Source organism: Oceanisphaera profunda (assembly GCF_002157895.1).
GTDB lineage: Bacteria > Pseudomonadota > Gammaproteobacteria > Enterobacterales > Aeromonadaceae > Oceanimonas > Oceanimonas profunda.
In genome coordinates this window covers 2635931-2660883 of the sequence record NZ_CP021377.1, presented here as the reverse complement: position 1 = coordinate 2660883, position 24953 = coordinate 2635931, and the positions used below count along the sequence as shown (strand labels likewise).

The following is a 24953-nucleotide window of genomic DNA, read 5'->3' as shown; positions in this document are numbered from 1 at the left end:
AAAGGTTCTGTTAAATTTTCCCGTCAGTTTACCCTTTAGCTGAGTTACGGCCTAGTCCTTGACGGCGGGTTAGTCTGACTTATTTATCTTTACGTTAAAAATTCCATTAAAGCTGACCAGTAAGTCAGCGCCTACTTGCCCGTAACTACTGTACTTTCAGGGTAGATCTGCACGATAAAGCCGATAGAATGGAGGCTTTTAGCCGAGCTAATCGATGTGTGCGCCTCATCGCCGCCATCCTTGGGGAGAATATGCAAGATTTCATCGTCACTTCACAACGCCGCGCCGAGCTTTATCATTGGTTTACTGCACTTTTGTCGGCGCCCTTGACCACGGACGAGCTGCAAGAATTTGGCGGCTACGACATGCACGCTTTCTTAAATAGCTTGGCCACGCTGGACCCTTTGCGTGATGCGGTTGAAGCTTTTCGCCACCAAGCCGAGTTGATATTAGAGCTGGCCAAACCTGTACAGGATCTAAATAGCCATTATCAACGGTTGTTTGTGGAGCAAGCCTTACTCGACACGTCTTCCTATAGTCAGCCTGATCAAGAGTCGCTGTTTTTAATGAGCATCTTATTGCATCAGCATGGTACGCAACTCAAAGATGATGACCCGCTCAATGTCTGCAATCAGCTAGAAATGATGGCAAGCCTAGCGTTGGCTGCCACACAAGCGCAAAGCGACGAACAGCTTATTGGCCTGCTCGACCAACAACGCGAGTTGGCCAATGAGCTGATGCTCACTTGGTTACCTGAGCTAACCGAGGCCTGTGCCAATAACGATCCCTTTGGTTTTTACCGCAGTGCTACTCAATTGTTATTAGCGGTGTTTAGCATGGATATTCATTATTTGAATAATGTGGCACCTTAATGAAACAGCCCAAACGTACGAAAACTCGCCCGTCCCCCGAAACTGTCGAAGAAGCCGAGCGCGTGGCTAAGGCCACACAAAAGCCTGGCCAAACCAAAGAGCAAACCCGCTTAATTGCCCAGGGCGTGCAAAAAGGCATAGACGAATATAAGAAGCAGCAAAAAGCCCGAGCGCGTGCCGCCGACAAAGCAAAAAAGCAGCGCCAACGCGCCGAGTCTACTGAGCTAGATACAGAGTACGATTTTGACGACGAGCCGCTAGCAACAAACACACGCGGCACTTGGTTGCCCTGGGCGTTGTTGGTATTGAGCTGGATAGGCTTTGCGGTGTTTTATTGGAAAACATAGCGCCGAGCGCTAAGCGCCGAGCTAAAACAACACCCCACAGCTTGTTTCCTTGGCTCTTGGCCGTCATCCTGAACTCGTTTCAGGATCTCGTTTTTATGCTTTAAGAGTTAAAACGAGATCCTGATGTGCATCAGGAAGACGGCTTAAGGACAGCACCAAGCTAATCCCGCACACCGCCGTTTATCTGTACGTACGGCGTTTAACGTACGGCTATCCCCGCATTTATTCCCTGCTCTATTGGTGACTGTCTTGTGATGTTGGATTATTTAATCGTTTTTAGTAGCAGCCTGCTGGCCGCCACCATAGCGCCGTTTTATTCCGAAGTCGTATTAGCCGCAGTACTCACGCGCCAGCCCGATGCATTGCTGCTGTTATGGCTGTTGGCCAGTGTCGGCAATACGCTGGGCGGCGTCATTAATTGGTGGCTGGGCAAATACCTATTGCATTATCAGCATAAGCGCTGGTTTCCCATTAAAGAAAAACAACTGCACAAAGCCCAAGCGGGCTTTCAGCGCTTTGGCATCTGGAGTTTATTGCTGTCTTGGCTGCCGGTGGTGGGCGACCCGCTCACCTTGATTGCCGGCATGATGAAGGTGCGCTTACTGCCGTTTACGCTGCTGGTCTTTATCGGTAAGGCGGTGCGCTATGGGATAGTTATCTACTTTGCCGAGCGTTTTTTATTGTCATAAAGGCCTCACTCCCAGCTACAAATAGTAAACAGTTAAGGCTGATTCATCATACAAGGCACTCACAAACCAGCCAGAATATGTTAGAAAGGAAGCTCGACTAGCCGCTGGCTAGCCAAAAGTCTAATTGAGTGATGCCGGTATCTGCGTCACCTTGTTACACATAAGTTAATCATATCTATTAGCATCAGTTACACCCTAGGGGTTATGGGTTACCACACCAAGGAGCGGAATAATGAGCGAAGTTAAGATTCATCCGGTTATGGCAAACATTGCCGAGCACGCCCACGTAGACGACGCGGGCTACCAGCGCATGTATCAAGAGTCCATTGAAAACCCAGATAAATTTTGGGGCGAACAAGGTAAAAACCTCGATTGGATCAAGCCCTATACCAAGGTGAAACATACCTCTTTTGATCCCGGTCACATCAGTATTAAGTGGTTTGAAGATGGCACCCTTAACTTATCCGCTAACTGTATTGACCGCCATTTAGCCACCAAAGCCGACCAAGTGGCCATTATCTGGGAAGGCGACAGCCCCGACGACGATAAAAAAGTCACCTATCGCGAGTTGCATGAGCAAGTGTGCCGCTTCGCTAACGTATTAAAAGCTCAAGGCGTGAAAAAAGGCGACGTGGTTAGCTTATATATGCCGATGGTGGTTGAAGCCGCGGTGGCCATGCTGGCCTGTGCGCGCATTGGTGCCGTGCATTCGGTAGTGTTTGGTGGTTTCTCGCCAGATGCAGTGGCCAGCCGTATTATCGACTCCAACGCCAAACTGGTGATCACCGCTGATGAAGGCTTGCGTGGCGGTCGTACCGTGCCGCTTAAAGCCAACGTCGATGCGGCATTGGCCAAACCCGGCGTGAGCCCCGATTGCAAAGTCATTGTCTATCAGCGCACTGGTGGCGATGTGGCTTGGGATAGTGAGCGCAATATCTGGTGGCATGAAGCCGCAGCTCAAGTAGATGCGGTGTGCGAACCAGAAGAAATGAGCGCCGAAGACCCGCTGTTTATTCTGTATACCTCAGGATCCACCGGCACCCCAAAAGGCGTGCTACACACCACCGGCGGCTACTTGGTGTACGCGGCCATGACCTTCAAGTACATCTTCGATTATCACGAAGGCGATGTGCACTGGTGTACCGCAGACGTAGGCTGGGTAACCGGTCACTCTTATATTTTGTATGGCCCCCTGGCCAATGGCGCTACTACCTTGATGTTTGAAGGTGTGCCTAACTACCCGAAAACCAGCCGTATGAGCGAGATTGTTGATAAGCATCAGGTCAATATTTTGTATACCGCCCCTACTGCCATTCGCGCTTTTATGGCCAAAGGCAATGAGGCCATTGAAGGCACTAGCCGTAAGAGCCTGCGCATTTTAGGCTCAGTGGGTGAGCCCATTAACCCAGAAGCGTGGGAATGGTACTACCGCGTCATTGGTGAAGAGCGCTGCCCGATTGTAGATACTTGGTGGCAAACCGAAACCGGCGGCATCTTAATAGCGCCGCTACCCGGTGCGACGTTACTGAAAGCCGGCTCCGCCACCCGCCCTTTCTTTGGCGTGCAACCCGCATTAGTAGACGGCGAAGGTAATATTTTAGAGGGCGCCGTAGAGGGTAACTTGGTGATCCTTGACTCTTGGCCCGGCCAAATGCGCACCATTTATGGGGATCACGACCGTTTTGAGCAAACTTACTTCTCGACTTTCCCCGGCACTTATTTCTCTGGGGATGGCGCTAAGCGCGACGAAGACGGTTACTACTGGATCACCGGTCGAGTTGACGACGTATTAAACGTCTCCGGCCACCGCATGGGCACCGCCGAGATTGAGTCCGCCTTAGTGGCGCACCCTAAAATTGCCGAAGCGGCCATTGTGGGCGTGCCCCACGAGATTAAAGGCCAAGGCATTTATGCCTATATCACCTTGAACGAAGGTGAAGTGCCAAGCGCCGAGCTGCATAAAGACGTAAAAGATTGGGTACGTAAAGAAATTGGCCCCATCGCCACGCCAGATGTTATTCACTGGGCAGAAGGCTTGCCGAAAACCCGCTCTGGTAAGATTATGCGTCGAATCTTGCGCAAAATTGCCACCGGTGAAACTGACACCCTGGGCGATACCTCAACCCTGGCGGATCCGTCCGTGGTAGATCGCCTGATAGCCGAGCGTGGTCAGGCTTCTTAAGCTAAATGAGCTAAGCGCTCACAGCTGATAAAACGCCGCCGAGAGCGGCGTTTTTTTATACCCTATACGTTGATCGCCATACGTTAAAAACCCACAGCTACGTCAATTTTCACATGATTCAAGATCCATTTGGAAAATCATCATATCGAACCGGCAACACCGATGAAATAAGATACTCGAACGTAGAGGCCGCTTCAGCTGGCCGGTTTTACGTAGTAAAACCAGAATCTACAAACAGCTCCGATTTTAACCGTGCCGTGTTTTGTCGGTGTTCTTTGTCAACACCGTGCGGTTTGATGAGCTTGGTGGCGCTACGCGCCACCGGCCAGCTAAAGCGGCCTCTACAAATTATTTAACAACGGACGACGTAACGCGTACAGCTGCGCTTAACCCGCCACAAAAAGACATAAAACGTCGACTAGATCACAGAATTTTCGCCGATATGGGTTCTACTGTTCAGCTAACGACACTCTGTGGCATTAAAAAGGGCCGTGGACGGGTAAATTTGAGTTCTTTTAGTGATTAGACCAGTAATTTGCTGCCAATTTCCACGAAATCACTATAATTGGCCGGTCTGAGTCAAACCGAACGATTTTATTTGCCAGTAACAGGTAAAAACGGATAGGCTCCCTAACTAACGATGTGAACACCGCAAGATTGACGAGGATTGCTACACAATGGCCGAACATTTCCGAATTCTGTTGCTAAATGGACCCAATCTAAACCTTTTGGGTCAGCGCGAACCCGGTATCTATGGCCAGAACAGTTTAGATGACATAATAGCAAGCTTAAGTCAGCGAGCCGCGGCGCAAAATATTGCGCTCAGTCACCTGCAATCCAATGCGGAACATCAACTCATTGATGCCATACACCAAGCTTACGGCCAGCAAGATTTTATTATTATTAATCCTGCGGCGTTTACGCACACCAGCGTGGCGATTCGTGATGCCTTATTGGGGGTCAACATTCCCTTTATTGAAGTGCATTTATCGAACGTGCATGCGCGTGAGCCGTTTCGCCACCACTCCTATTTGGCCGATAAGGCCGTAGGCGTGATTTGCGGCTTGGGTAGTGATGGTTACGAATTTGCCCTGGAAGCGGCGACCCGTTTTTTACGCGATCGTTAACTTCCAACTCAGTAATAACATAACAAGAGAACGCTCATGGATATTCGTAAAATAAAGAAACTGATCGAACTGGTTGAAGAGTCTGGCATTGCCGAACTGGAAATCTCCGAAGGTGAAGAGTCGGTTCGCATCAGCCGTTACGGCAATCCCGGCCAGAACATACAGCCACAATATCAGCAGTATCAAGCGGCTCCTGCTCCTGCTCCTATGGCTGCGGCCTTATCTCCAGCGACCGCTGAAGAGCCAGCCGCCCCGGTTGTTAGCGGCCATGTAATGCGCTCTCCTATGGTAGGCACCTTCTACCGCGCGTCTAGCCCAGGTGCAAAAAACTTCTCCGAAGTGGGCCAAACCGTGAACGTGGGCGACACCTTGTGCATCGTTGAAGCCATGAAGATGATGAACCAAATTGAAGCTGACAAAGCCGGTGTGATTAAAGCCATCTTGATTGATAATGGCGAGCCGGTTGAATTTGACGAGCCGCTGTTCATCATCGAATAAAGGAAGTCTCATGCTGGATAAAGTAGTCATCGCCAACCGCGGTGAAATTGCCTTACGGATCCTGCGCGCTTGTAAAGAGCTGGGGATCAAAACGGTAGCCGTGCACTCCACCGCCGACCGTGAACTTAAGCACGTACTGTTAGCAGACGAGTCCATCTGTATTGGTGGCAATCAGTCTAGCCAGTCGTACTTGAACATTCCGTCTATTATTGCTGCTGCTGAAGTGACTGATGCGGTGGCGATTCACCCCGGTTACGGCTTCTTGGCAGAAAACGCCGACTTCGCCGACCAGGTTGAAAAATCAGGCTTCGTATTTATCGGCCCTCGTGGCGACACCATTCGCTTAATGGGCGATAAAGTATCGGCCATTGCCGCCATGAAAAAAACCGGCGTACCTTGTGTACCGGGTTCAGACGGCCCGATTAGCGACGACGCGAAAAAGAACGCCGCCATTGCTAAGCGCATTGGTTATCCGGTGATCATCAAGGCGTCTGCCGGTGGTGGTGGTCGCGGTATGCGTGTAGTGCGCAACGAAGCCGAGCTGGAAAAGTCCATTACCATGACCAAAGCCGAAGCCGGCTCTGTATTTGGTAGTGATGTGGTGTACATGGAGAAATTCCTAGAAAACCCACGCCACATCGAAATTCAGATCTTGGCCGATGGCCAAGGCAAAGCCATTCACTTAGGTGAGCGCGATTGCTCCATGCAACGTCGCCACCAAAAAGTAGTGGAAGAAGCGCCAGCACCGGGCATTACCGAAGAAATGCGTAAGTTTATCGGTGAGCGTTGCTGCCGTGCTTGTGTCGATATCGGCTATCGCGGTGCCGGTACCTTTGAGTTCTTGTATGAAAACGGCGAGTTCTATTTCATTGAAATGAACACCCGTATTCAGGTTGAGCACCCGATCACCGAGATGATCACCGGTGTGGACTTAATCAAAGAACAGCTGCGCATCGCGGCCGGCATGCCGTTGTCGATCACTCAAGAGCAAGTGACCATTCGTGGCCATGCCATTGAGTGTCGTATCAATGCTGAAGATCCGAAGAGCTTTATTCCAAGCCCAGGCGAGATCACGCTGTTCCACTCTCCGGGTGGTTTAGGCGTGCGTTGGGATTCGCATATTTATGCGGGTTACAAGGTTCCGCCTTTTTATGACTCCATGATCGGTAAGCTTATCTGCTACGGCGAAAACCGCGATATCGCGATCGCCCGCATGACACACGCCCTAAATGAGCTGGTGATTGAAGGTATTAAAACCAACATTCCCCTGCATCAAGAAATTATGCGTGATGAAAACTTCCGCAACGGTGGCACCAACATTCACTACCTAGAGAAAAAACTGGGTCTGTAATTGTTGCTGCTCGCCTTGTTTGTAGGCGAAAGTGCGAAAGTAAAAAAGCTAAACGGCGCCTCAGGGCGCCGTTTTTTTATGGCTGAATAACAGCGCCGAGCTTTAAGATAAGCATCGGGCAATGTTAGGTCTCATAGCTTTTGCCGTCTTCCTGACGCACGTCAGGAACTCGCTTTAGGCATAAGAGCAAAAGTGCGAGATACCGGAGTGAATCCGGTATGACGAAAAATTCAGATACCAAGTCGCGCTCGGCATAGCAGCAACAGTCTAACAAATAGCTTTAGCTCTCATCCTTTACACCCCACTCCTCACCGACAAAGCAAATATGTTATTCTGCGCTTCTGCACTAAGGACATTATCCATGAATCATCTGGTGATTATTGCTCGCCGCGAGGCGCTGTTAAGTTTAGGGTTAGCCCTGCTTTATATGCTGGGCTGGTGGCTGAGTGCCTACGCCGTACCGGCCAACCTAATGTGGCACGGCTGGCCCTTATGGTTTGTATTAAGCTGCGTATTTAATCCGCTGCTGTTTATTGGCCTATGCGCGGTGATGGTGCGCCGCTACTTTAAAAACCTGCCGCTTGACGCTCCCGTAACAGATATAAGCACTGATGAAGCTAGAGTCACAGCTGCGTTATTAAAAACCAAAGCCGCAACAGCTATTGCCGACGATGCCTCCATTACTCAAGCCGACGCCGCAGCCGACGCTGTACCGTTACGCGCCCACTTACGTCCTCACTAAAGACTAAACATGAACCTTGCACTAATAGTTCCGTTAATCTGCTATTTACTGGCCATGTTGGGTTTGGGCTTTTACTTAAGCCGTCGCCCCACTGAGGGCAGTTTTGTCGAAAATTATTTTTTAGGCAACCGCTCCATGGGCGGCTTCGTGTTGGCCATGACCATGGTCGCCACCTATGCCTCAGCTTCATCTTTTATTGGTGGCCCCGGTGCGGCGTACAGTATGGGCTTAGGCTGGGTATTGTTGGCCATGATCCAAGTACCTACCGTATGGTTAACGCTCGGCGTGTTGGGCAAGCAGTTCGCCGTGATCGCGCGGCGCGTTAATGCGCTGACCATCAACGACATGCTCTATGCCCGTTATCGCAGCCCGCTGGTGGTGATTTTGGCGGCACTAGGCTTATTGGCGGCTTTTATCGCCACTATGGTGGTGCAATTTATCGGTGGCGCGCGACTGTTAGAAACCGTGACCGGCCTGCCCTATCAAGGCGGTCTGATTATTTTCGCCACTACCGTGATGCTCTATACGCTGATTGGCGGCTTTAGGGCGGTCGTGGTCACAGATGCGGTGCAAGGCATCTTAATGCTGATTGGTACTATCGTATTGTTGGTCGGGGTATTAACTGCAGGCGGCGGCGCCAGTGCCATGTTTAGTGCCTTGGCTGAGATAGACCCAGGCTTGGTATCACCCCGCGGGCCCGATGACTTTTTAAGTAGCAGCTTTATGCTGTCGTTTTGGGTATTGGTCTGCTTTGGCGTGATTGGTCTGCCCCATTCGGCGGTGCGCTGCTTGGCTTACAAAGACAGCAAGGCCATGCACAAAGGCATTATTATTGGCACCCTTGTAGGCGCGCTCTTGATGTTTGGGATGCACTTCGCCGGCGCCTTAGGTCGAGTACTGGTGCCCGAACTCACCGTGCCCGATAAAGTCATGCCCACTTTAATGCTCACCGTATTACCGCCGATAGTGGCAGGCTTATTTTTAGCCGGCCCCATGGCGGCCATTATGTCGACCATCGACTCCCAGTTGATTCAAGCCTCGGCCACGTTGGTGAAAGACTTATATTTGAATTATGTCGGCCGCAAGCCTGGCTCCACTCCGCCCTCTCCAACCTTTATTAAACGCGCCAGCCGTTTGGTAACACTGGCCGTGGGCGTCATAGTATTGCTCGCCGCCCTTAGCCCGCCGGATATGATCATCTGGCTGAACTTATTAGCCTTTGGTGCGCTGCAAGCCATCTTCTTCTGGCCATTAGTGCTGGGACTATATTGGTGGCGCGGCACCGCCACCGGCGCACTGGCCTCCATGCTAGTAGGCGCCATTAGCTACGGCTTGCTCACCACCTTAGGTATTAAGCTATTCGGTCTGCACGCCATAGTGCCTAGCCTAACGCTGTCTGGCCTCGCCTATGTTATCGGCTCGCTGCTCAGCCCTGCACCTTGTGCAGAAGTGCGGGCCTTGTTTGGCAAAAACAGCGGTGAAGAGCTTGGCAAGAACAGCGCCGAGCGCCAAGCGCCCGGCGCCCAGCACGAGACAAATACTTAGCAGCCCACCGCATAGCAATGGTTTTGTACGGTCGAATTCATTCGACCGTTTTAGATTGTGCCCCCTTATTGGTCGAATGAATTCGACCCTACAAGTTCTGACGCTATGTTTTTATGCTAGAATCCTGCCTTTACCGTTTGATGAAGCCACGCCATGCCTTGGATACAAATTCGCATTAATGCCACTGAAAAAACCGCCGACAAGGTCAGTAACATGCTGCTCGGGCGCGGTGCTCAGGCGGTGACCTATATGGACGCCGAAGACAAACCCGTGTACGAACCCCTGCCCGGTGAAACCCTATTGTGGGATGACACCGTCGTCGTGGGCATGTTTGATGCCGCCACGGATCCGGATCCGATCATAACCTTCTTAAAAAAATTCTATCGCAAAGATCTCACCTACAAGGTTGAGCAGCTAGAAGATAAAGACTGGGTACGCGAGTGGATGGACAGCTTTCATCCCATGCGCTTTGGCGATCGGTTATGGATCTGCCCAAGCTGGCGCGATGTACCGGACCCCACTGCGGTGAACGTGATGCTGGATCCTGGCCTCGCCTTTGGTACCGGCACCCACCCTACTACTGCGCTGTGCTTAGAGTGGTTAGACGGCCAAGATTTAACGGATAAAACCGTGATCGATTTCGGCTGTGGCTCCGGCATTTTAGCGCTGGCGGCATTAAAGCTCGGTGCCAAGCAGGTGATCGGTATCGATATCGACCCGCAAGCGCTGCAAGCCAGCCAAGATAACGCCGAGCGTAATGGCGTGGCGGACCGCTTAACGGTGTATCTGCCCAAAGATCAGCCCGAGAATATGAAAGCCGATATCGTAGTGGCCAATATTTTAGCCGGCCCGCTCAAAGAGCTGTCACCATTGATCAGTAGCCTGGTTAAGCCCGGCGGCCAGTTGGCGCTGTCTGGTATTCTCGACCTGCAAGCCGAGGGCTTAAACGAGCTCTACGAGCAGTGGTTTACCATGGACGCACCTGAGCTTCGCGAAGAATGGGCACGTCTCAGCGGCCAAAAGCGCTAAGCTCTCTGGTCACAAATATTGCTTATCTAATTAAGAGGCTCCTGCGGGAGCCTTTTTTATTATCAAAAAAACGAATTTATTTTGCACGTTTATGGCCTCATAAAATATACTAAGCCTTGCTTACTATATTTGAGGTGCTCATGAGCATTCCTGCCGATAGCTTAGGTTTCTTGCTGGCCGATATCTCACGCTTAATGCGTCGTGCATATAGTCAGCATCTGGATACCAATCAGCTCACCTTGGCCCAAAGCCGTGTCTTAGTGTATTTATCTCGCCATCAAGGTCTGCGCCAAGTAGAGCTGGCCGAGCTGCTAGAAATACAACCCATTACCCTGACTCGCCAACTTGAGACGCTAACCACACTGGGCTTAATTGAGCGCCAACCCGATGCCCGTGATAAGCGTGCCTATCAATGGTATTTAACGCCCGCTGCCACACCTCAGCTGGCCGCCATTAGCGACAGTGCCGAGCGCATTAAACAACAGGCATTGGCAGGTTTAAGCGAGCAACAAGCCGAGCAGCTCACCGCCAGTTTGCGCCAAGTACGCGATAATTTATCTTCATCTTGCTTCCCAGAGGCCTCTCATGAACAAAGCTAACCATCCCGCCGCTGATACGGACTCTAGCGCTCATCAGGCTGACGCCACTCTTCAAACTGACGCCAGCAGCCAGCAAGCAGCCTCTGCGCCAGCCATGTCGCCGGCGCAGGGCCGCATTCGCTTGGTGTTACTGGTATTAGTGCCACTGCTCGCCGCCATCATAGGCCTCACTTTTTATTTGCTCGGCGGCCGTTATGTGGAAACCGACAACGCTTATGTTAAAGCCGACAAGGTGCCGATCAGCACCCAAGTATCCGGCTTGGTGGCAAAGGTGGCGGTACAAGAAAACCAGCGGGTGGATGCAAACCAACTGCTATTTAGCTTAGACAGCGCCGATTTCAGGGTCGCGCAGGCAGAAGCCGAGGCAAAATTGGCACAAGTGGTCACGGATCTTAACGCCCTTAAAGCCAGTTTTGCGGAGAAACAAGCGGAATTGGATGTGGCGAGTTCGCAGCTGAGCTACGCAAAAAAACAAGAAAATCGCCAAGCTAACCTAAGTATTAAAAATTACACTTCAGCGGCCATGCTCGACGATGCCCGGCAAAACACCCAATTAGCGGCGCTAAAAATTGCCGCCCTTAAGCAAGACATAGCACGTATTCGTGCCAACTTAGCCGGCGGCCCTGAGCTGCCCATTAAACAGCATCCTTTATATAGAAGCGCCCAAGCCGAGCTGGAACGTGCCCAGTTAAATCTGGAGAGAGTGGAAGTACGCGCCGCCGTCGCGGGTGTGGTCAGCAATGTCCCCAAGGCGGGCCAGTATCTACACGCGGGCAATTTGGCCATGATGCTGATAGCCACCGACTCCCCTTGGGTGGAAGCGAATTTTAGTGAAACCGACATCACCCATATGCGCCCCGGCCAGCCGGTGACCATTAGCGTGGATGCCTATCCAGATTATAAATGGCAGGGTACCGTCGACAGCTTAAGCCCAGGTACCGGTGCCGAGTTTTCGGTGATACCGGCGCAAAATGCCACCGGCAACTGGGTTAAAATCACTCAGCGGGTGCCGGTGCGTATTCACTTAATAGCGCCCACTCAAGATGAAACCGCGACCGGTAATAACGAGCAAGCCGCGCCGCCTTTACGGGCGGGCTTAAGTGCTAAAGTCAAAGTGGATACTGAGCAACAAAGCCGTTTAAATAATTGGTCGCGTTAAGATGAGTGCCTCTTCCAGCGAACCGTCTGCTGCACTTCCTGCTTCAGGTAGCCAAGACGCTAAGACCGCATCAGCTAAGCCCGTAGCAAACAGGGCCATGATCACGGTATCTGTGATGCTGGCCACCATTATGCAAGCACTGGACACCACCATCGCTAACGTGGCGCTGCCACATATGCAAGGTGCCATGAGTGCCACCCAAGACCAAATCTCTTGGGTGCTCACCTCTTATATCGTCGCGGCGGCGATTTTTATGCCGCTCACCGGCATCATCAGTGCGCGCATTGGCCGCAAACGGTTATTTTTATGGTCGGTGGTGGGCTTTACCGTCGCCTCCATGCTGTGCGGTGCCGCGCAAAGCCTCGAACAAATTGTGTTGTTTCGACTACTACAGGGCATATTTGGCGCCAGTTTAGTGCCGCTCTCTCAAGCCATCTTGCTCGACAGTTACCCTAAAGAACAACACGGCTCGGCCATGGCCATGTGGGGCCTTGGCGTTATGGTCGGCCCGATTTTAGGACCTACCTTAGGCGGTTGGCTAACCGAGTATTACAGCTGGCGCTGGGTGTTTTACATCAACCTGCCCTTTGGCTTATTAGCTTGGGCTGGTATCGCCAAGTTTGTCCAAGAAACAGAGCTTGATAAAAACCGCCACTTTGATCTATTCGGCTTTGGCATGCTGGCTCTCGGCATAGGCGCCTTACAGATGTTACTGGATCGCGGCCAATCACTGGACTGGTTTGCCAGCAAAGAAGTGATCATTGAAGCTCTTTTAGCGGCACTCGGCTTTTATGTGTTTATTGTGCACATCTCAACTCACAAGGCGCCTTTTATTGAGCCGGCGCTGTTTAAAGACCGCAACTTTACACTGGGGCTAGTGTTCATCTTTATCATCGGCATTATCTTGCTGGCCACCATGGCGCTACTGCCGCCCTTCTTACAGAATTTGCTCGGCTATCCAGTGATCGACGTGGGCTTATTACTGGCACCGCGGGGCATTGGCACCATGATTGCCATGGTTACGGTCGGCAAGCTGGCGAACCGACTCGATGTGCGGTTGCAGATATTTATCGGCTTGGTATTAACCAGCTTTTCGTTATGGGAAATGGCGCAGTTTAATGCGGATATTGTGGGCGTGGATGTGATCCGCACCGGCATTGTGCAAGGCCTAGGTTTGGGATTTATCTTCGTGCCGCTGTCCACCATTACCTTTGCCACGCTAAACCCTAAGTATCGTAACGAGGGCACGGCGCTGTTTAGCTTGATGCGTAACATCGGCAGCAGCATAGGTATTTCGGTGGTGTTCACTTATCTAGCCCAGCGTAGCCAAATCAACCATGCGGCCTATGCCAACTACATTACGCATTTTAATTTGCCGCTGCGCCAATTGGTGGAGTCCGGCAGCATGTCACTCGACTCCGTGCAGGGCTTGAGCATGATCAACGCCGAAGTCAGCCGTCAGGCGGCCATCATGGCTTATCTGCAAGATTTTCGACTCATGATGTGGATCAGCCTGTCGGCGCTGCCCTTGCTGCTGTTATTGCGCAGTGAAGCCGCGGTGCCCAGCACAACAGCCAGCCAAACCGTCAAAAAAACTGCCCCAAATGAATCTATAAATGACTAAATTAGCAACTTATGAAATTGCATAAAAAACACACCAGTTATCTTGACTTATTAAAATTTACCAATCGTTCAATTAATGACCTTTTCAGACTCATTAAAAATGCGTAAGATACGCGACCCTGAGCAAAGATAGCTGTTCTCTCATGCAGATTGGTCCTTACAAACTGTCTAGCCCCATTTTGGTGGCTCCTATGGCTGGCGTAACCGACAGACCATTTCGTACTCTGTGCTTGCGCATGGGTGCGGGTATGGCGGTATCAGAAATGATGTCCTCCAACCCTAAGGTATGGCAGACCGAGAAGTCTTTACGGCGTATGGACCATGCAGGAGAAACCGGTATTCGTTCCGTCCAGATTGCCGGGGCAGATCCGATGCTAATGGCTGAGGCCGCCCAGTTCAATGTGGACCAAGGCGCCCAGATCATCGACATCAACATGGGTTGCCCAGCAAAGAAAGTGAATAAAAAAATGGCAGGGTCCGCCCTGTTGCAATACCCGCAGCTGGTGCAAGAAATTGTCACCGCCGTGGTTAACGCAGTTTCTGTTCCCGTTACCCTGAAAATTCGTACAGGTTGGGAGCCTGAACACCGCAATGGCGTGCAAATTGCTCGTATCGCCGAAGATTGCGGTATTCAGGCCCTAGCCGTGCATGGCCGCACTCGTGCCTGCATGTACAAGGGTGAAGCAGAATACGATACCATTAGAGCAATAAAACAAGCCGTCTCTATTCCCATTATTGCTAATGGGGACATCGACAGCCCGCAAAAGGCGCGTTTTGTCTTGGATGACACCGGCGCCGACGCCATCATGATTGGCCGGGCTGCACAGGGACGGCCTTGGATATTTAGAGAAATCCGCCACTATCTGGAACAAGGTACTCTACCCTTGCCGCTGCATAAGGACCTGGAGCGCGCCATGATTAGGGAGCACGTTGAAGCACTGCACGCGTTTTACGGTGAAGTGTTAGGCGTACGTATTGCCCGTAAGCATGTGGGTTGGTACCTGAAAGATAGTGATGCGGGCCGTGACTTTCGCAGTGATTTCAATGCCCTTGATGAGGCCGAGCAACAGCTCGACTCACTGGCGCATTATTTCGCGAATATAGCTTAACGAACAAAAGAAGAGCCGACTAAATATGTTCGAACAAACTACGACTTCTGATGCACTGGTTACTACCATTAAATCTCCAACTTCTGAGCAGCCTACCCAGCGCCCGTTGCGCAACTCGGTAGACCAAGCGCTGCGTAATTATCTGTCCCAGCTGAATGGTCAGGAAGTAACTGAGTTGTATGAGTTGGTCCTCGCCGAAGTCGAAGCCCCGATGCTGGACGTGATCATGCAATACACTCGCGGTAACCAAACCCGCGCTGCCAATATGATGGGCATCAACCGCGGTACACTGCGCAAGAAGCTCAAAAAATACGGCATGAACTAAGAACTTTTAGTTAACGTGTTGAATACAAAAGCGTTATCTCGCAAGAGATAGCGCTTTTTTTGCTTTTGAACCCAGAATTAAAATCACAATTGAACCCGAACATAGCTAAGGGACGAAAGAGGCGTCTGATGTATGACGGGGTAAAATGCAGTTTACACTCAGGCATGAACCGGTCTAAGACTGTAAGCTCCCGCTTAACGGGTAATATCTATGGTGTAGCCCATGCCTCTGATGGTTTGGATGAGTTTAAGACTGAAGCCATCATCTATTTTGGCGCGCAAGCGGCGAATCGCCACGTCGATAACATTGGTATCACTGTCGAAGTTCATATCCCATACCAGAGAGGCAATCAGCGAGCGCGGTAGCACCTCTCCTTGGCGGCGCACCAACAACTCCAACAGTGCAAACTCTTTATTGGTTAAGTGAATGTGCTCTCCGGCGCGCACTGCGTGGCGACGTGGCAGGTTGAGCGTGAGATCGGCCACTTCCAGTTGATTACTGGGTGCTTGGGGGCTACCTCGGCGCAGTAAGGTTCGTACTCTGGCCAGCAATTCAGCAAAGGCAAAGGGCTTAACGAGGTAATCGTCGGCCCCCAGCTCCAATCCCCGTACTCGGTCTTCTACGCTGTCTTTGGCAGTTAAAAATAACAGTGGCATGTGTCGCCCTTGATCGCGCAGCGCTTCAACAATTCGCCAGCCATTCAGATCTGGCAGCATCACATCGAGAATGATCAAATCATAAGGCTCAGTGACCGCTAAATGCAGGCCATCTAAACCGTTGCGGGCAAGATCCACCACAAACCCTGCTTCGTTGAGTCCTTTTTGCAGATAATCCCCTGTTTTTTGCTCATCTTCGATGATCAGAATTTTCATTTTTATCTCTTTGTACTGTCCTTGATGAACCATGATGGCGACCAAGGCCGGCTGCTGCCAGCGTTATGTTTATAGGATGAGGGCTGCTTGCTGCCAGTCACATGACCGCAACATGACAATTTTGTAATCTGACGGTCATGTTGACGACAGGGTTACCTTTCTATTCTCTTCTTATAACAAACATTCCTAATGAGCAAAATGCCAACAGGAGAGGAGTTGCGATGAAAGTAATCGAGAACAGTCTCAATCTACCCCGACGTAGATTTGTACAAGGACTCGCTGCAGGTGGCGTGGTATTGGGCATGGCGCCCATGTTAAGACCCGCGCAGGCTGCCAGTCTGGGCACAGTCACCGGCGATGTACCCGTGCTGACCGGCAACGAGTTCGACCTGATTATCGATGAAACGCCCGTTAATTTTACTGGCAAAACACGCATGGCCACCACCATTAACGGCTCCATTCCTGGCCCAACACTGCGCATGCGTGAAGGAGATGAGGTGACCATTAGGGTGACCAATCGGCTGAAAGAGCCGACCTCCATTCACTGGCACGGTATTATTTTGCCTTATCAGATGGACGGCGTGCCGGGCATTAGTTTTGCGGGTATCGCCCCCGGTGAAACCTTTACTTATAAGTACAAGTTGGAGCAAAGCGGCACCTATTGGTATCACTCTCATTCGGGCATGCAAGAACTCACCGGTATGTACGGAGGCTTAATCATCGACCCCGCGGAAGGCGATAGCATTAAAGCCGACCGCGAACATCTGGTGTTGCTCTCAGACTGGACCGATGAAAATCCGATGCGAGTATTAGGTAAGCTCAAGAATCAGGGCGACCTCTACAACTTCAATCAACCTACGGTCTTCGACTTCTTTCGTGATGTGTCCAGTGATGGCTTAACCTCAGCACTAAACAAACGGCAGATGTGGAACGAAATGCGCATGAGCCCCACCGACTTGGCAGATTTGTCCTCGGAGACGCTGACCTATCTCATGAACGGCACCGCTCCTGCGGGCAACTGGACGGCCCTGTTCAAACAAGGTGAACGAGTGCGGTTGCGCTTTATTAATGGCGCTGGCAATAGCTTTTATGATGTGCGGATCCCTGGCCTTAAAATGACGGTGGTTCAAGCCGACGGTCTGAATGTAGAGCCAGTGACCGTGGACGAATTCCGGTTTGGCCCTGGCGAAACTTATGATGTGCTGGTGGAGCCCCAAGCCGAGGCTTATACCCTGTTTGCCCAAGCGATGGACAGAACCGGTTATGCCCGCGGTACTTTAGGTACTCGAGCAGGACTGAGTGCTGCCGTGCCAGAGCTGGACCCTGCTGAGTGGCTAACCATGGCCGATATGATGGGTGATATGGGCGGCATGGATCACGGCGCTATGGCTGGTATGGATCACGGTGGCATGGCTGGCATGGCTGGCATGGCTGGCATGGCTGGCATGGACCACGGCGCTATGACTGGTATGGATCACGGTAGCATGGCTGGCATGGACCACGGCGCTATGGCTGGTATGGATCACGGTGGCATGGCTGGCATGGACCACGGCGCTATGACTGGTATGGATCACGGTAGCATGGCTGGTATGGACCACGGCGCTATGGCTGGGGGATTAAGTAAGGCGAGCAGCGAGGTGAATCATGCTCGTAGTGAGTATGGTCCTAGCGTGGATATGCGGGTCGATACGCCGCGCACCAACTTGGACGATCCCGGCATTGGCTTACGCAACAACGGCCGTCGAGTACTGACCTTGGCCGACTTGCGTACCCCAGGCGGCCCTATGGATCCAAGACCGGCGGAGCGGGAAATAGAACTACACCTAACCGGTAATATGGAGCGCTATACCTGGTCGTTCGATGGCGTTGAATTTGGTAGCTCTACACCCGTGCACTTTAACTATGGCGAACGAGTGCGGATCATTCTGCACAACGACACCATGATGACTCACCCCATGCATCTGCACGGCATGTGGAGCGAACTGGAAAATCCGGACGGGAGTTTTCAAGTACGTCGCCACACCATACAAGTGCAACCGGCACAACGGATTAGCTTTTTGGTCACTGCAGACGCGCTTGGACGCTGGGCTTGGCACTGTCACCTCATGTTCCATATGGACGCGGGTATGTTCCGCGAAGTGGTGGTGTCATGAGCGGGATCAACGGAAGGAAAACGACCATGAAATCCGGATTGAACAGCATATTACTGGCCTTAACGGTGTTACCAGCTGGCGCTGCATTGGCTCAAGACGCTCATGCTGGGCACGGCTCAGCATCGGCAAACAGTCAGATGAAAGACATGGACCACCGTCAAATGAAGGACATGGACCATAGTCAAATGAAAGACATGGACCACAGTCAAATGAAAGACATGGACCATAGTCAAATGAAGGACATGGACCACAGTCAAATGAAGGACATGGACCACAGTCAAATGAAAGACATGGATCATAGCCAGATGCAGGGTATGGATCACGGTAGCATGCAGATGCAGGGGGGCTCTGCGCCCGCCGACGCCAGAGATCCCGATGCCTATTCCGGTGGTTTTACTTTAGAAGACGGTCCCTATGCGTTGCCCGGTCCTCGTCAGTTAAGACTGGCTGACGAGCATACTTTCTACGGGGTGCTAGTCGATAAATTAGAGCGGGTAGATAACGGTGCAGGCCATGCCTTAGCCTTTGACACTCGTGCTTGGATTGGTCGTGATTACAACCGAGCCGTACTAAAAGCAGAAGGCGACATAGAGCAAGGCAAGCTGGCAGAAGCCAGCACCGAGCTGTTATGGAGCCATGCACTGAGCACGTTTTGGAACAGTGAATTGGGTGTGCGTTATGACACGGGTCACGGGCCGGATCAGGGCTGGTTAGCCTTAGGTGTGGCGGGCTTAGCCCCTTATTGGTTTGAACTCGATGCCACAACCTATTTGGGCGACAATGGACAAACGGCGTTAGCCGTAGAAGCGGAATATGAACTCTTATTAACCCAGCGACTGGTATTGCAACCCAGTGTGGAGTTGACCGCTTACGGCAAGGATGATGCCGAACGCGGCCAAGGCCAAGGTTTATCTGAGCTAGTAGCCGGTGCTCGACTGCGCTATGAAATCGATCGCCAGTTTGCCCCCTATCTAGGCTGGGAATGGGCAACCGCGCTGGGAAATAGTGCCGATCTACGGCGAATAGAAGACGAAGCGACCCAGGAAACTCGCTGGTTAGCTGGGGTTAAGTTCTGGTTTTAAACCGTGATGATATTCAACAAATACGCGAAACAAGTACACTCAAGGAAACACTCATGAAAAAAACACTATCCGTATTAATGCTGTCTTTATTACCCGGCTTGGCAATGGCTGCCGGAGAGCACGGTGACCATCAAGGCCATGATATGGCGGCGATGCAACAGAATATGCAAGGGGTAGGTCAGCCTGGTAAAGGCGCCGACGTGAGTCGCACCATAGAAGTGGTTATGAACGATAATATGCGTTTTTCACCGGAACAGATTGAGGTTAAAGCCGGTGAAACCGTGCGGCTGTTTATTAAAAATTCCGGTAAAGTGGCTCATGAACTCGTCATTGGTGATATGGCATCTTTGCAAGAACATGCCGACATGATGCGCCAGATGCCAGATATGAAACACGCCGAGCCCAATATGATCACCCTGCAGCCGGGCCAGAAAGGTGGCTTGGTCTGGAAGTTTGATCAGGCCGGTACCGTCGATTTTGCCTGTCTGATCCCCGGCCATATGGAAGCTGGCATGAAGGGCAGTGTAGAGGTAATGTAGGACTGTTAAATTAGAGCAGGTAATAGTAGTCGCACAAATGCATTAAAAAACATGTAACACTAATGGCATGGGCCCCGCCCATGCCATTTTCAGTTTATTGAATAAGAGGATGTATAGCGTGAAAAAAACATCAGCAGCCCGTCGTTGGCCGTTATGGGGCATAGTGGTTGGTGCGCTCGCCCTAGTGGTTATTATTGGCAGTCGATTTTTACCGAACGGTGAGTCGGAGCAGCAAAACCAGCAAGCACAGCTATCTCAGGGCAAACAAGCTTATAACGACAATTGCGCCAGCTGTCATGGTGCAGACTTGAAAGGCACTCGCCAAGGCCCCTCCTTTATTCATCCGGTGTATGAGCCTTCTCATCATGGTGATGAAGCATTTTATCGTGCCGCCGCTAATGGCGTGCGTGCCCATCACTGGCGCTTTGGCGATATGCCGCCGGTATCGGGAGTTACCCAAGCTGAGGTGGGTGAAATAATTGGCTATATTCGCGAGCAACAGCGTGCCAATGGCATCAAGTAAATACCCTACCTGTACCTCAGCTTTTGAGGGCCGGAAACCAAACACTAAAACAGGTTTCTTGTGCATCAGAGTGCACAGCAATAGTGCCGTGATGCGCGGTAATAATCGCTTGGGTAATTGCTAGCCCAAGCCCCGTGCCCTCGGTTATGGGTTGGCGTGCATGGTCCACGCGGTAAAAGCGGTCAAACAGATGAGGCCATTCTTCGCTTGGAATCGCCGGTCCCGGATTGGTGACTGTCACGGTTGTACCCTGCTTATCACTGCTAATAGTCATGCGTACTTCACCCTGTGCTGGTGTATAGCGAATGGCATTCGTGAGTAGATTACTGAAAGCCCGTTGCAGCATCGCTTTATCTCCCAGCAGCGGAGCTTGGCCTTGTCGGTGTAGGCGCACTTGTTGTTCACTGGCCAAGGGCTCAAAAAATTCAATCAGTTCATCCAACTCATCATTCAAGGCCAGCGGCGCGGGCTGCATGGTTAACTGACCTTGCTCAGACTTGGCAAGAAATAGCATTTCACCAATCATCCTTGCCAGCCGCTCGGCAGTTTCCAGATTCGCGTAGAGCACTTCTTTGTACTCTTCGGCATTACGCGGCTGTGCCAACGCCACTTGGGTTTGCATCATTAGGCTGTTAACTGGGGTGCGCAGCTCATGAGCAATATCCGAAGAAAAAGCCGTTAGTCGCTGAAAAGAGCCTTCCAGTCGATCCAGCATGTCATTGAATGCTTGTATGGGGCCGTGTAGTTCTGAGGGAGCTTTGGCCAAAGAGAGCCGATGACCGAGCTTATTGGCGGTGACCCGAGCAGAAAGCGAGGCTAGGCTACGTAATGGTTTTAGGCCGGTACGTGATGCCAACCATCCGAGCAGTATTGAGATTAAGGCAATGCCACCCGTCAGCCAAGCAAGGCCAATTTTTATTTCATCAATAAAGTGCTGATGATAACTGGTGTCTAATGCCACACGGACCAAGACCGTATTGGGGGTATTGAGTCCAGTTATCGCCGAGCCAACAGTAACCCGATCAGTAATACTGCGATAGCGAATACCACCTTCAACCCAGTTCTCTTGCAATGGCAATGAGTCATAGTCGGGCATGCCTTGGCTCAGGCCAGGTTGCTGGCGCCCTGTGGGATGGACGCTAGCCAACTCTTTGCCTTTTAGGTCTCTAATCAGCAAAAAGTACCCACTATGGCCAGAGAGCATGTTGTTCAGATCAGCTTTCAGTGTCGACCAATCTTGTTCATGACTCTGTTGCTGGCTGGCGATAAACTTCTTAGTTAATATTATTTTGCTTTGAATATCACTTTCGTCTTGGCGCGCAAAGTGATGCTCTAACGACTGCATTAAGACGACACTCACTAAACCCCATATCGCCAACATGGCGATACTAAACATCAAGCTGAGCCGAGTGGTTAAAGACAGATAACTGCTCATTATGTAGTCCTTTACTCGCAGAATTTACGAGTGAGCAATATAACATTTTGGACACAAGCCAGTATGTACTTTGCAGATAGGCGAGTTCGAGAGTAAACATCAGCGAATAAATTGGTTCTCGGCCAACTACAGACAGTAAGAGTAATGAGATAACAACTATCCCAGATCAACTAAAAATGCTCGATCTGCGTGGCGTTCTCGTATCTATTGTTGGCTAGCGCCGCCATGACCATAGCCATGGTGCGCAGCAGCTCAAACGCAAAAACGCTGCTATTTTATTTCCAACTCAAATATTCGCCTTTCAAATGTATTGCTGTTTCGCTCACACCTCTGTCAGCACTGAATTCGGAGAAATTATATGTGGATAAAACGCTCATTTTTTGCCGCCCTCTTTGGCGGTCTGCTTTTCACCTTGATGACAATGATGGTGAAGGCTGATCCTATGGTGCAGCAACTGCACGACGCTGCAGCCTCGGGCGACAGTAGTCAAATCACGGCGCTGCTAGGCCAAGGCGCAAGCATAGACGCGCGCAACAGCCTTAAGCAGACGCCGCTGATGGTGGCCACCCACGCCAATCATGTTGCCACCGCCAAGGTACTGATTGACGCCGGTGCAGACGTAAATGCCAAAGATTCAATCCAAGACAGCCCCTATCTTTACGCCGGCGCGCGCGGGCACCTTGAGATCCTAAAGATGACGCTCGACCACGGGGCCGACTTGACGAGCACCAACCGCTATGGCGGCACTGCTCTTATTCCCGCCGCTGAGAGAGGGCATGTGGAGACAGTACGCACGCTGATCCAAGCCGGTACTAACATCGACCATATCAACAATTTGGGTTGGACCGCCTTACTGGAAGCGATCATTCTCGCCGATGGTGGGCCTCGTCATATTGAGATAGTCCGGCTGTTAGTAGACGCAGGCGCAGACGTTAATCTCGCAGACAAGGAAAGAACCACACCGCTACAACATGCCCGCCAGCGCGGATACTCGGCCATGGTCACGCTTCTCGAACAAGCCGGTGCTAAATAACTGACCAACTATTGTTGAACGAAGCTAGAAACGGCGTGAATGACAATGCCTACTACCTTTTTCAACGATCTAAGGCTGCTTGTTGAAAGTTGTCTTTTGTAGCCGCCACTTATTTAATGCAGAAAGTTCAGCAGACCTGTGCAGCGGGGTTTTCATTAGTCGTCATTCTGACGAAAGTCAGAATCTCGGGGTTTAAATATTTCAACAGGCTGGCATAGCCGCCAGCGCACTGTAAAAGTCGGACAAAGGGTCCACCCCACCGACACGCTGCAAGCACACTCCCTGTGGCGCTCAAACACATCATCCCTGTCATGTGATGGTCGGCGGCGCAGACTCCTTCATCCTCCCTAAAGCTGTGGTGTGCCCTGTTGCTGGCCGACTTTTCTAGCCGCCATACTTTCATAAAGAGTAGTCAGCGGATCTGCGAAGCAGGATTTTGGTTTGCCGTCAGGCTGACAAAAGTCAGAATCTTGGTCTGAGAGATAGCGCGGATCTAGAGCCAGCAGGTTGCCTACACAGACGTTCCTCAATAAGACCACTCTTCATTTCAGCACACTGCAGGAGCCTTTGTTAGCTATGACATTTCACGGTCGGCTGCGGCAGATCCTACTGTCTATTTCAGCGATCACAGCATGCTCAAAAAGATCCTCACCTGTGCTCAATTACACTCAGGAGTGAGAATTATCATCAACCATTTCAAAACTTACTCTCAGCCTACTGAGCAATGTACGCACTCACATATGGCAATCTGCGCATGCTCAGATTGAGCACCCACTAGAAAGGGTTATTTCATTGTAAATTTCTTAAAAATCAGAATATTAGAAAAAGTGCGCCGAGCTGGTATGATGCGCACTATTAAAATGTAGCTGAATAGGAGATATTGCATGAGACCTCTTGCCGGAATGAAAAAAGATGAGATCTTTCTGGAAGTAAACTCAGATGAACGAATCGGGCCATTTAGAACCGCTTTTACAAACAAGAGCGTTACGATATACGAAACTTCCATCAGCGTGACTGAGGGTGACAAAGTTATAAGACCGCTCCCAAATGGCAGAGAGGAGTTTTACACTATTCTTGAAACCCATTACAGCTCGGGTCTTTCAGCCATCCCCGCACATTACACGCTCAAAATTTCAAAAGACAGTGCTATTACACCACCGCCTAACGTGGGAAACACCACAAACCACATCAGTATTTCAAACTCGCAAGGATTTCAAGTAGGCAATTACAATACTCAAAATCTTGAGCTTGTACTCAATCAACTAGTTGAGCACATAAATAATACTGATGCTTCGCGAGAGGAAAAAGAAGAAGCAAAAGGTAGGCTTGATTCGTTTTTATCCCATCCATTAGTTTCCACTGTCGTTGGCGCCTCATTGCCAGTAGCGCTCGGGTTATTCAGCTAACAACTGGTTCAAACCGTTCGCTTCGCGAACTAGGAAGGGCTAAAGCCCGCGTTTTAACCAAACGTTAGGCATAAGGAGCTATGCTTGAAAATTCACGACAAAATCTTGCTTGCAGGTGAGCTACTTCTCGAAGCTGCTAACATTTATAAATCAGCAAAGACAGATGCTGAATTTGCTAAGAGTATTCTCCTTGCGGGTGCGGTTATTAATATTGCGTCACCATGGTTGCAAGAATTAGGTGTTGAACCTTCCCAAGTTCAACATGCGCATATCGTACTAGAGCTTAGAAAACTTGATAAAGGCACTTTAACTGAATCACAAATCAGAAAAGAGATAGGTAAATCGTTAAAATTTTCGAGGATGGTTTATAACTCTTTAAAACATGCGGGAAATGGGAGCCTGAAAGCATCAGAAGATCTAACCTTCGAAGCTGATCTCCCAGAAGAAGCTTACTTCTTAATTGGAAGTGCAATTGATGATTTTAGAAGGCTTCCATTGTCTGTTCGGACTATAAATGGTGAACTTTTGACATTACTGCAATCAAGTTGGATAGCCTAACAATCGCCATCAAAAACGCGTCCGTTGGGCGCTCGACTAGCAACAAGTTGCTCGCGTTTGCGACGGGCGTTACCAACATAAAGCCATGCAGAGTCTACTCTCGGTTCTTGAATAGAATGTGGCCGAGCCGGCTGAATTTGATAAACTTGCACCCT

The 24953-nt window shown here is 50.8% G+C and carries 24 protein-coding genes and 1 pseudogene; 23 read left to right on the top strand and 2 right to left on the bottom strand.

What is annotated here, in order from left to right:
- The first annotated feature begins 251 nt into the window (after positions 1-251).
- From CBP31_RS11750 to fis, 15 genes are all read left to right on the top strand, one after another.
- Entirely contained in the window at positions 252-872 is a 621-nt protein-coding gene (locus CBP31_RS11750) for a molecular chaperone TorD family protein (protein WP_087037481.1), read from the top strand.
- Entirely contained in the window at positions 872-1219 is a 348-nt protein-coding gene (locus CBP31_RS11745; protein WP_087037478.1) for a DUF2956 domain-containing protein, read from the top strand. The genes CBP31_RS11750 and CBP31_RS11745 overlap by 1 nt, the downstream gene beginning before the upstream one ends.
- A 254-nt stretch (positions 1220-1473) precedes the next feature.
- Positions 1474-1908 carry a YqaA family protein gene (locus CBP31_RS11740; RefSeq protein WP_087037476.1) on the top strand — a complete coding sequence of 145 codons (435 nt, stop codon included), beginning with the start codon at positions 1474-1476 and terminating at the stop codon, positions 1906-1908.
- Between the two features lie 232 nt (positions 1909-2140).
- Entirely contained in the window at positions 2141-4090 is a 1950-nt protein-coding gene (gene acs, locus CBP31_RS11735) for an acetate--CoA ligase (RefSeq protein ID WP_087037473.1), read from the top strand.
- 677 nt (positions 4091-4767) lie between these two features.
- Entirely contained in the window at positions 4768-5217 is a 450-nt protein-coding gene (gene aroQ, locus CBP31_RS11730; RefSeq protein ID WP_087037471.1) for a type II 3-dehydroquinate dehydratase, read from the top strand.
- A gap of 36 nt (positions 5218-5253) precedes the next feature.
- Entirely contained in the window at positions 5254-5715 is a 462-nt protein-coding gene (accB, locus tag CBP31_RS11725) for an acetyl-CoA carboxylase biotin carboxyl carrier protein (RefSeq protein ID WP_087037469.1), read from the top strand.
- A 10-nt stretch (positions 5716-5725) separates the two neighbouring features.
- The gene (accC, locus tag CBP31_RS11720; RefSeq protein ID WP_087037467.1) at positions 5726-7066 is read left to right on the top strand and encodes an acetyl-CoA carboxylase biotin carboxylase subunit; all 1341 of its coding nucleotides are present in this window, start codon (positions 5726-5728) and stop codon (positions 7064-7066) included.
- Between the two features lie 361 nt (positions 7067-7427).
- Positions 7428-7808, top strand: a complete 381-nt coding sequence (locus tag CBP31_RS15905) for a YhdT family protein (RefSeq protein ID WP_087037465.1) — start codon at positions 7428-7430, stop codon at positions 7806-7808.
- A gap of 9 nt (positions 7809-7817) precedes the next feature.
- Entirely contained in the window at positions 7818-9353 is a 1536-nt protein-coding gene (gene panF, locus CBP31_RS11710) for a sodium/pantothenate symporter (protein WP_087037463.1), read from the top strand.
- 153 nt (positions 9354-9506) lie between these two features.
- Positions 9507-10382: a 50S ribosomal protein L11 methyltransferase gene (gene prmA, locus CBP31_RS11705; RefSeq protein WP_087037461.1), complete on the top strand. Its 876-nt coding sequence runs from the start codon at positions 9507-9509 to the stop codon at positions 10380-10382.
- A gap of 140 nt (positions 10383-10522) precedes the next feature.
- Positions 10523-10981 (top strand): MarR family winged helix-turn-helix transcriptional regulator, encoded by a 459-nt coding sequence (locus tag CBP31_RS11700; RefSeq protein WP_087037459.1) that lies wholly within the window; start codon positions 10523-10525, stop codon positions 10979-10981.
- Positions 10968-12140, top strand: a complete 1173-nt coding sequence (locus tag CBP31_RS11695; RefSeq protein ID WP_087037457.1) for an HlyD family secretion protein — start codon at positions 10968-10970, stop codon at positions 12138-12140. Before CBP31_RS11700 ends, CBP31_RS11695 begins: the two co-directional genes overlap by 14 nt.
- 97 nt (positions 12141-12237) lie before the next feature.
- A complete protein-coding gene (locus tag CBP31_RS11690) occupies positions 12238-13764 on the top strand; it encodes a DHA2 family efflux MFS transporter permease subunit (protein WP_087038739.1) in 1527 nt (508 codons plus the stop codon).
- Positions 13765-13906: 142 nt separating this feature from the next.
- Complete coding sequence (dusB, locus tag CBP31_RS11685; RefSeq protein ID WP_151898806.1) at positions 13907-14872, top strand: tRNA dihydrouridine synthase DusB; 966 nt, start codon at positions 13907-13909, stop codon at positions 14870-14872.
- A 25-nt stretch (positions 14873-14897) separates the two neighbouring features.
- Entirely contained in the window at positions 14898-15197 is a 300-nt protein-coding gene (fis, locus tag CBP31_RS11680; protein ID WP_086963763.1) for a DNA-binding transcriptional regulator Fis, read from the top strand.
- Between the two features lie 194 nt (positions 15198-15391).
- On the opposite strand, the gene CBP31_RS11675 is transcribed toward fis, so the two are convergent.
- Complete coding sequence (locus CBP31_RS11675) at positions 15392-16069, bottom strand: heavy metal response regulator transcription factor (protein WP_087037454.1); 678 nt, start codon at positions 16067-16069, stop codon at positions 15392-15394.
- A gap of 221 nt (positions 16070-16290) precedes the next feature.
- On the opposite strand from CBP31_RS11675, the gene CBP31_RS11670 reads away from it, so the two are divergent.
- The 4 genes from CBP31_RS11670 (at position 16291) to CBP31_RS11655 (ending at position 20366) form a co-directional block, all read left to right on the top strand.
- Positions 16291-18222: a copper resistance system multicopper oxidase gene (locus CBP31_RS11670; protein WP_087037452.1), complete on the top strand. Its 1932-nt coding sequence runs from the start codon at positions 16291-16293 to the stop codon at positions 18220-18222.
- 26 nt (positions 18223-18248) lie between these two features.
- Positions 18249-19304 carry a copper resistance protein B gene (locus tag CBP31_RS11665; protein WP_087037450.1) on the top strand — a complete coding sequence of 352 codons (1056 nt, stop codon included), beginning with the start codon at positions 18249-18251 and terminating at the stop codon, positions 19302-19304.
- Between the two features lie 53 nt (positions 19305-19357).
- Positions 19358-19843: a cupredoxin domain-containing protein gene (locus CBP31_RS11660; protein WP_087037447.1), complete on the top strand. Its 486-nt coding sequence runs from the start codon at positions 19358-19360 to the stop codon at positions 19841-19843.
- Positions 19844-19961: 118 nt separating this feature from the next.
- Positions 19962-20366, top strand: a complete 405-nt coding sequence (locus CBP31_RS11655) for a c-type cytochrome (protein ID WP_227875020.1) — start codon at positions 19962-19964, stop codon at positions 20364-20366.
- A 16-nt stretch (positions 20367-20382) separates the two neighbouring features.
- Here CBP31_RS11655 and CBP31_RS11650 read toward each other — a convergent pair whose 3' ends face one another.
- Positions 20383-21801: a heavy metal sensor histidine kinase gene (locus CBP31_RS11650; protein ID WP_087037443.1), complete on the bottom strand. Its 1419-nt coding sequence runs from the start codon at positions 21799-21801 to the stop codon at positions 20383-20385.
- A 99-nt stretch (positions 21802-21900) separates the two neighbouring features.
- On the opposite strand from CBP31_RS11650, the pseudogene CBP31_RS15960 reads away from it, so the two are divergent.
- The 4 genes and pseudogenes from CBP31_RS15960 to CBP31_RS11635 all read left to right on the top strand — a co-directional run.
- Positions 21901-22010, top strand: a pseudogene (locus CBP31_RS15960) (ISAs1 family transposase); the annotation flags it as partial.
- Between the two features lie 149 nt (positions 22011-22159).
- A complete protein-coding gene (locus CBP31_RS11645) occupies positions 22160-22834 on the top strand; it encodes an ankyrin repeat domain-containing protein (RefSeq protein ID WP_087037440.1) in 675 nt (224 codons plus the stop codon).
- An 884-nt stretch (positions 22835-23718) separates the two neighbouring features.
- Positions 23719-24240, top strand: coding sequence for a hypothetical protein (locus tag CBP31_RS11640; protein WP_087037437.1), 522 nt, complete (start codon positions 23719-23721; stop codon positions 24238-24240).
- An 84-nt stretch (positions 24241-24324) separates the two neighbouring features.
- Positions 24325-24798 (top strand): hypothetical protein, encoded by a 474-nt coding sequence (locus tag CBP31_RS11635; protein ID WP_087037435.1) that lies wholly within the window; start codon positions 24325-24327, stop codon positions 24796-24798.
- Positions 24799-24953 lie beyond the last annotated feature (155 nt).

What these genes read in the sequence shown, in the direction of transcription:
- CBP31_RS11750 (WP_087037481.1), top strand. Translation starts at nt 252, where the DNA reads ATGCAAGATTTCATCGTCACTTCACAACGCCGCGCCGAGCTTTATCAT.
- CBP31_RS11745 (WP_087037478.1), top strand. Translation starts at nt 872, where the DNA reads ATGAAACAGCCCAAACGTACGAAAACTCGCCCGTCCCCCGAAACTGTC.
- CBP31_RS11740 (WP_087037476.1), top strand. Translation starts at nt 1,474, where the DNA reads ATGTTGGATTATTTAATCGTTTTTAGTAGCAGCCTGCTGGCCGCCACC.
- acs (WP_087037473.1), top strand. Translation starts at nt 2,141, where the DNA reads ATGAGCGAAGTTAAGATTCATCCGGTTATGGCAAACATTGCCGAGCAC.
- aroQ (WP_087037471.1), top strand. Translation starts at nt 4,768, where the DNA reads ATGGCCGAACATTTCCGAATTCTGTTGCTAAATGGACCCAATCTAAAC.
- accB (WP_087037469.1), top strand. Translation starts at nt 5,254, where the DNA reads ATGGATATTCGTAAAATAAAGAAACTGATCGAACTGGTTGAAGAGTCT.
- accC (WP_087037467.1), top strand. Translation starts at nt 5,726, where the DNA reads ATGCTGGATAAAGTAGTCATCGCCAACCGCGGTGAAATTGCCTTACGG.
- CBP31_RS15905 (WP_087037465.1), top strand. Translation starts at nt 7,428, where the DNA reads ATGAATCATCTGGTGATTATTGCTCGCCGCGAGGCGCTGTTAAGTTTA.
- panF (WP_087037463.1), top strand. Translation starts at nt 7,818, where the DNA reads ATGAACCTTGCACTAATAGTTCCGTTAATCTGCTATTTACTGGCCATG.
- prmA (WP_087037461.1), top strand. Translation starts at nt 9,507, where the DNA reads ATGCCTTGGATACAAATTCGCATTAATGCCACTGAAAAAACCGCCGAC.
- CBP31_RS11700 (WP_087037459.1), top strand. Translation starts at nt 10,523, where the DNA reads ATGAGCATTCCTGCCGATAGCTTAGGTTTCTTGCTGGCCGATATCTCA.
- CBP31_RS11695 (WP_087037457.1), top strand. Translation starts at nt 10,968, where the DNA reads ATGAACAAAGCTAACCATCCCGCCGCTGATACGGACTCTAGCGCTCAT.
- CBP31_RS11690 (WP_087038739.1), top strand. Translation starts at nt 12,238, where the DNA reads ATGATCACGGTATCTGTGATGCTGGCCACCATTATGCAAGCACTGGAC.
- dusB (WP_151898806.1), top strand. Translation starts at nt 13,907, where the DNA reads ATGCAGATTGGTCCTTACAAACTGTCTAGCCCCATTTTGGTGGCTCCT.
- fis (WP_086963763.1), top strand. Translation starts at nt 14,898, where the DNA reads ATGTTCGAACAAACTACGACTTCTGATGCACTGGTTACTACCATTAAA.
- CBP31_RS11675 (WP_087037454.1), bottom strand. Translation starts at nt 16,069, where the DNA reads ATGAAAATTCTGATCATCGAAGATGAGCAAAAAACAGGGGATTATCTG.
- CBP31_RS11670 (WP_087037452.1), top strand. Translation starts at nt 16,291, where the DNA reads ATGAAAGTAATCGAGAACAGTCTCAATCTACCCCGACGTAGATTTGTA.
- CBP31_RS11665 (WP_087037450.1), top strand. Translation starts at nt 18,249, where the DNA reads ATGAAATCCGGATTGAACAGCATATTACTGGCCTTAACGGTGTTACCA.
- CBP31_RS11660 (WP_087037447.1), top strand. Translation starts at nt 19,358, where the DNA reads ATGAAAAAAACACTATCCGTATTAATGCTGTCTTTATTACCCGGCTTG.
- CBP31_RS11650 (WP_087037443.1), bottom strand. Translation starts at nt 21,801, where the DNA reads ATGAGCAGTTATCTGTCTTTAACCACTCGGCTCAGCTTGATGTTTAGT.
- CBP31_RS11645 (WP_087037440.1), top strand. Translation starts at nt 22,160, where the DNA reads ATGTGGATAAAACGCTCATTTTTTGCCGCCCTCTTTGGCGGTCTGCTT.
- CBP31_RS11640 (WP_087037437.1), top strand. Translation starts at nt 23,719, where the DNA reads ATGAGACCTCTTGCCGGAATGAAAAAAGATGAGATCTTTCTGGAAGTA.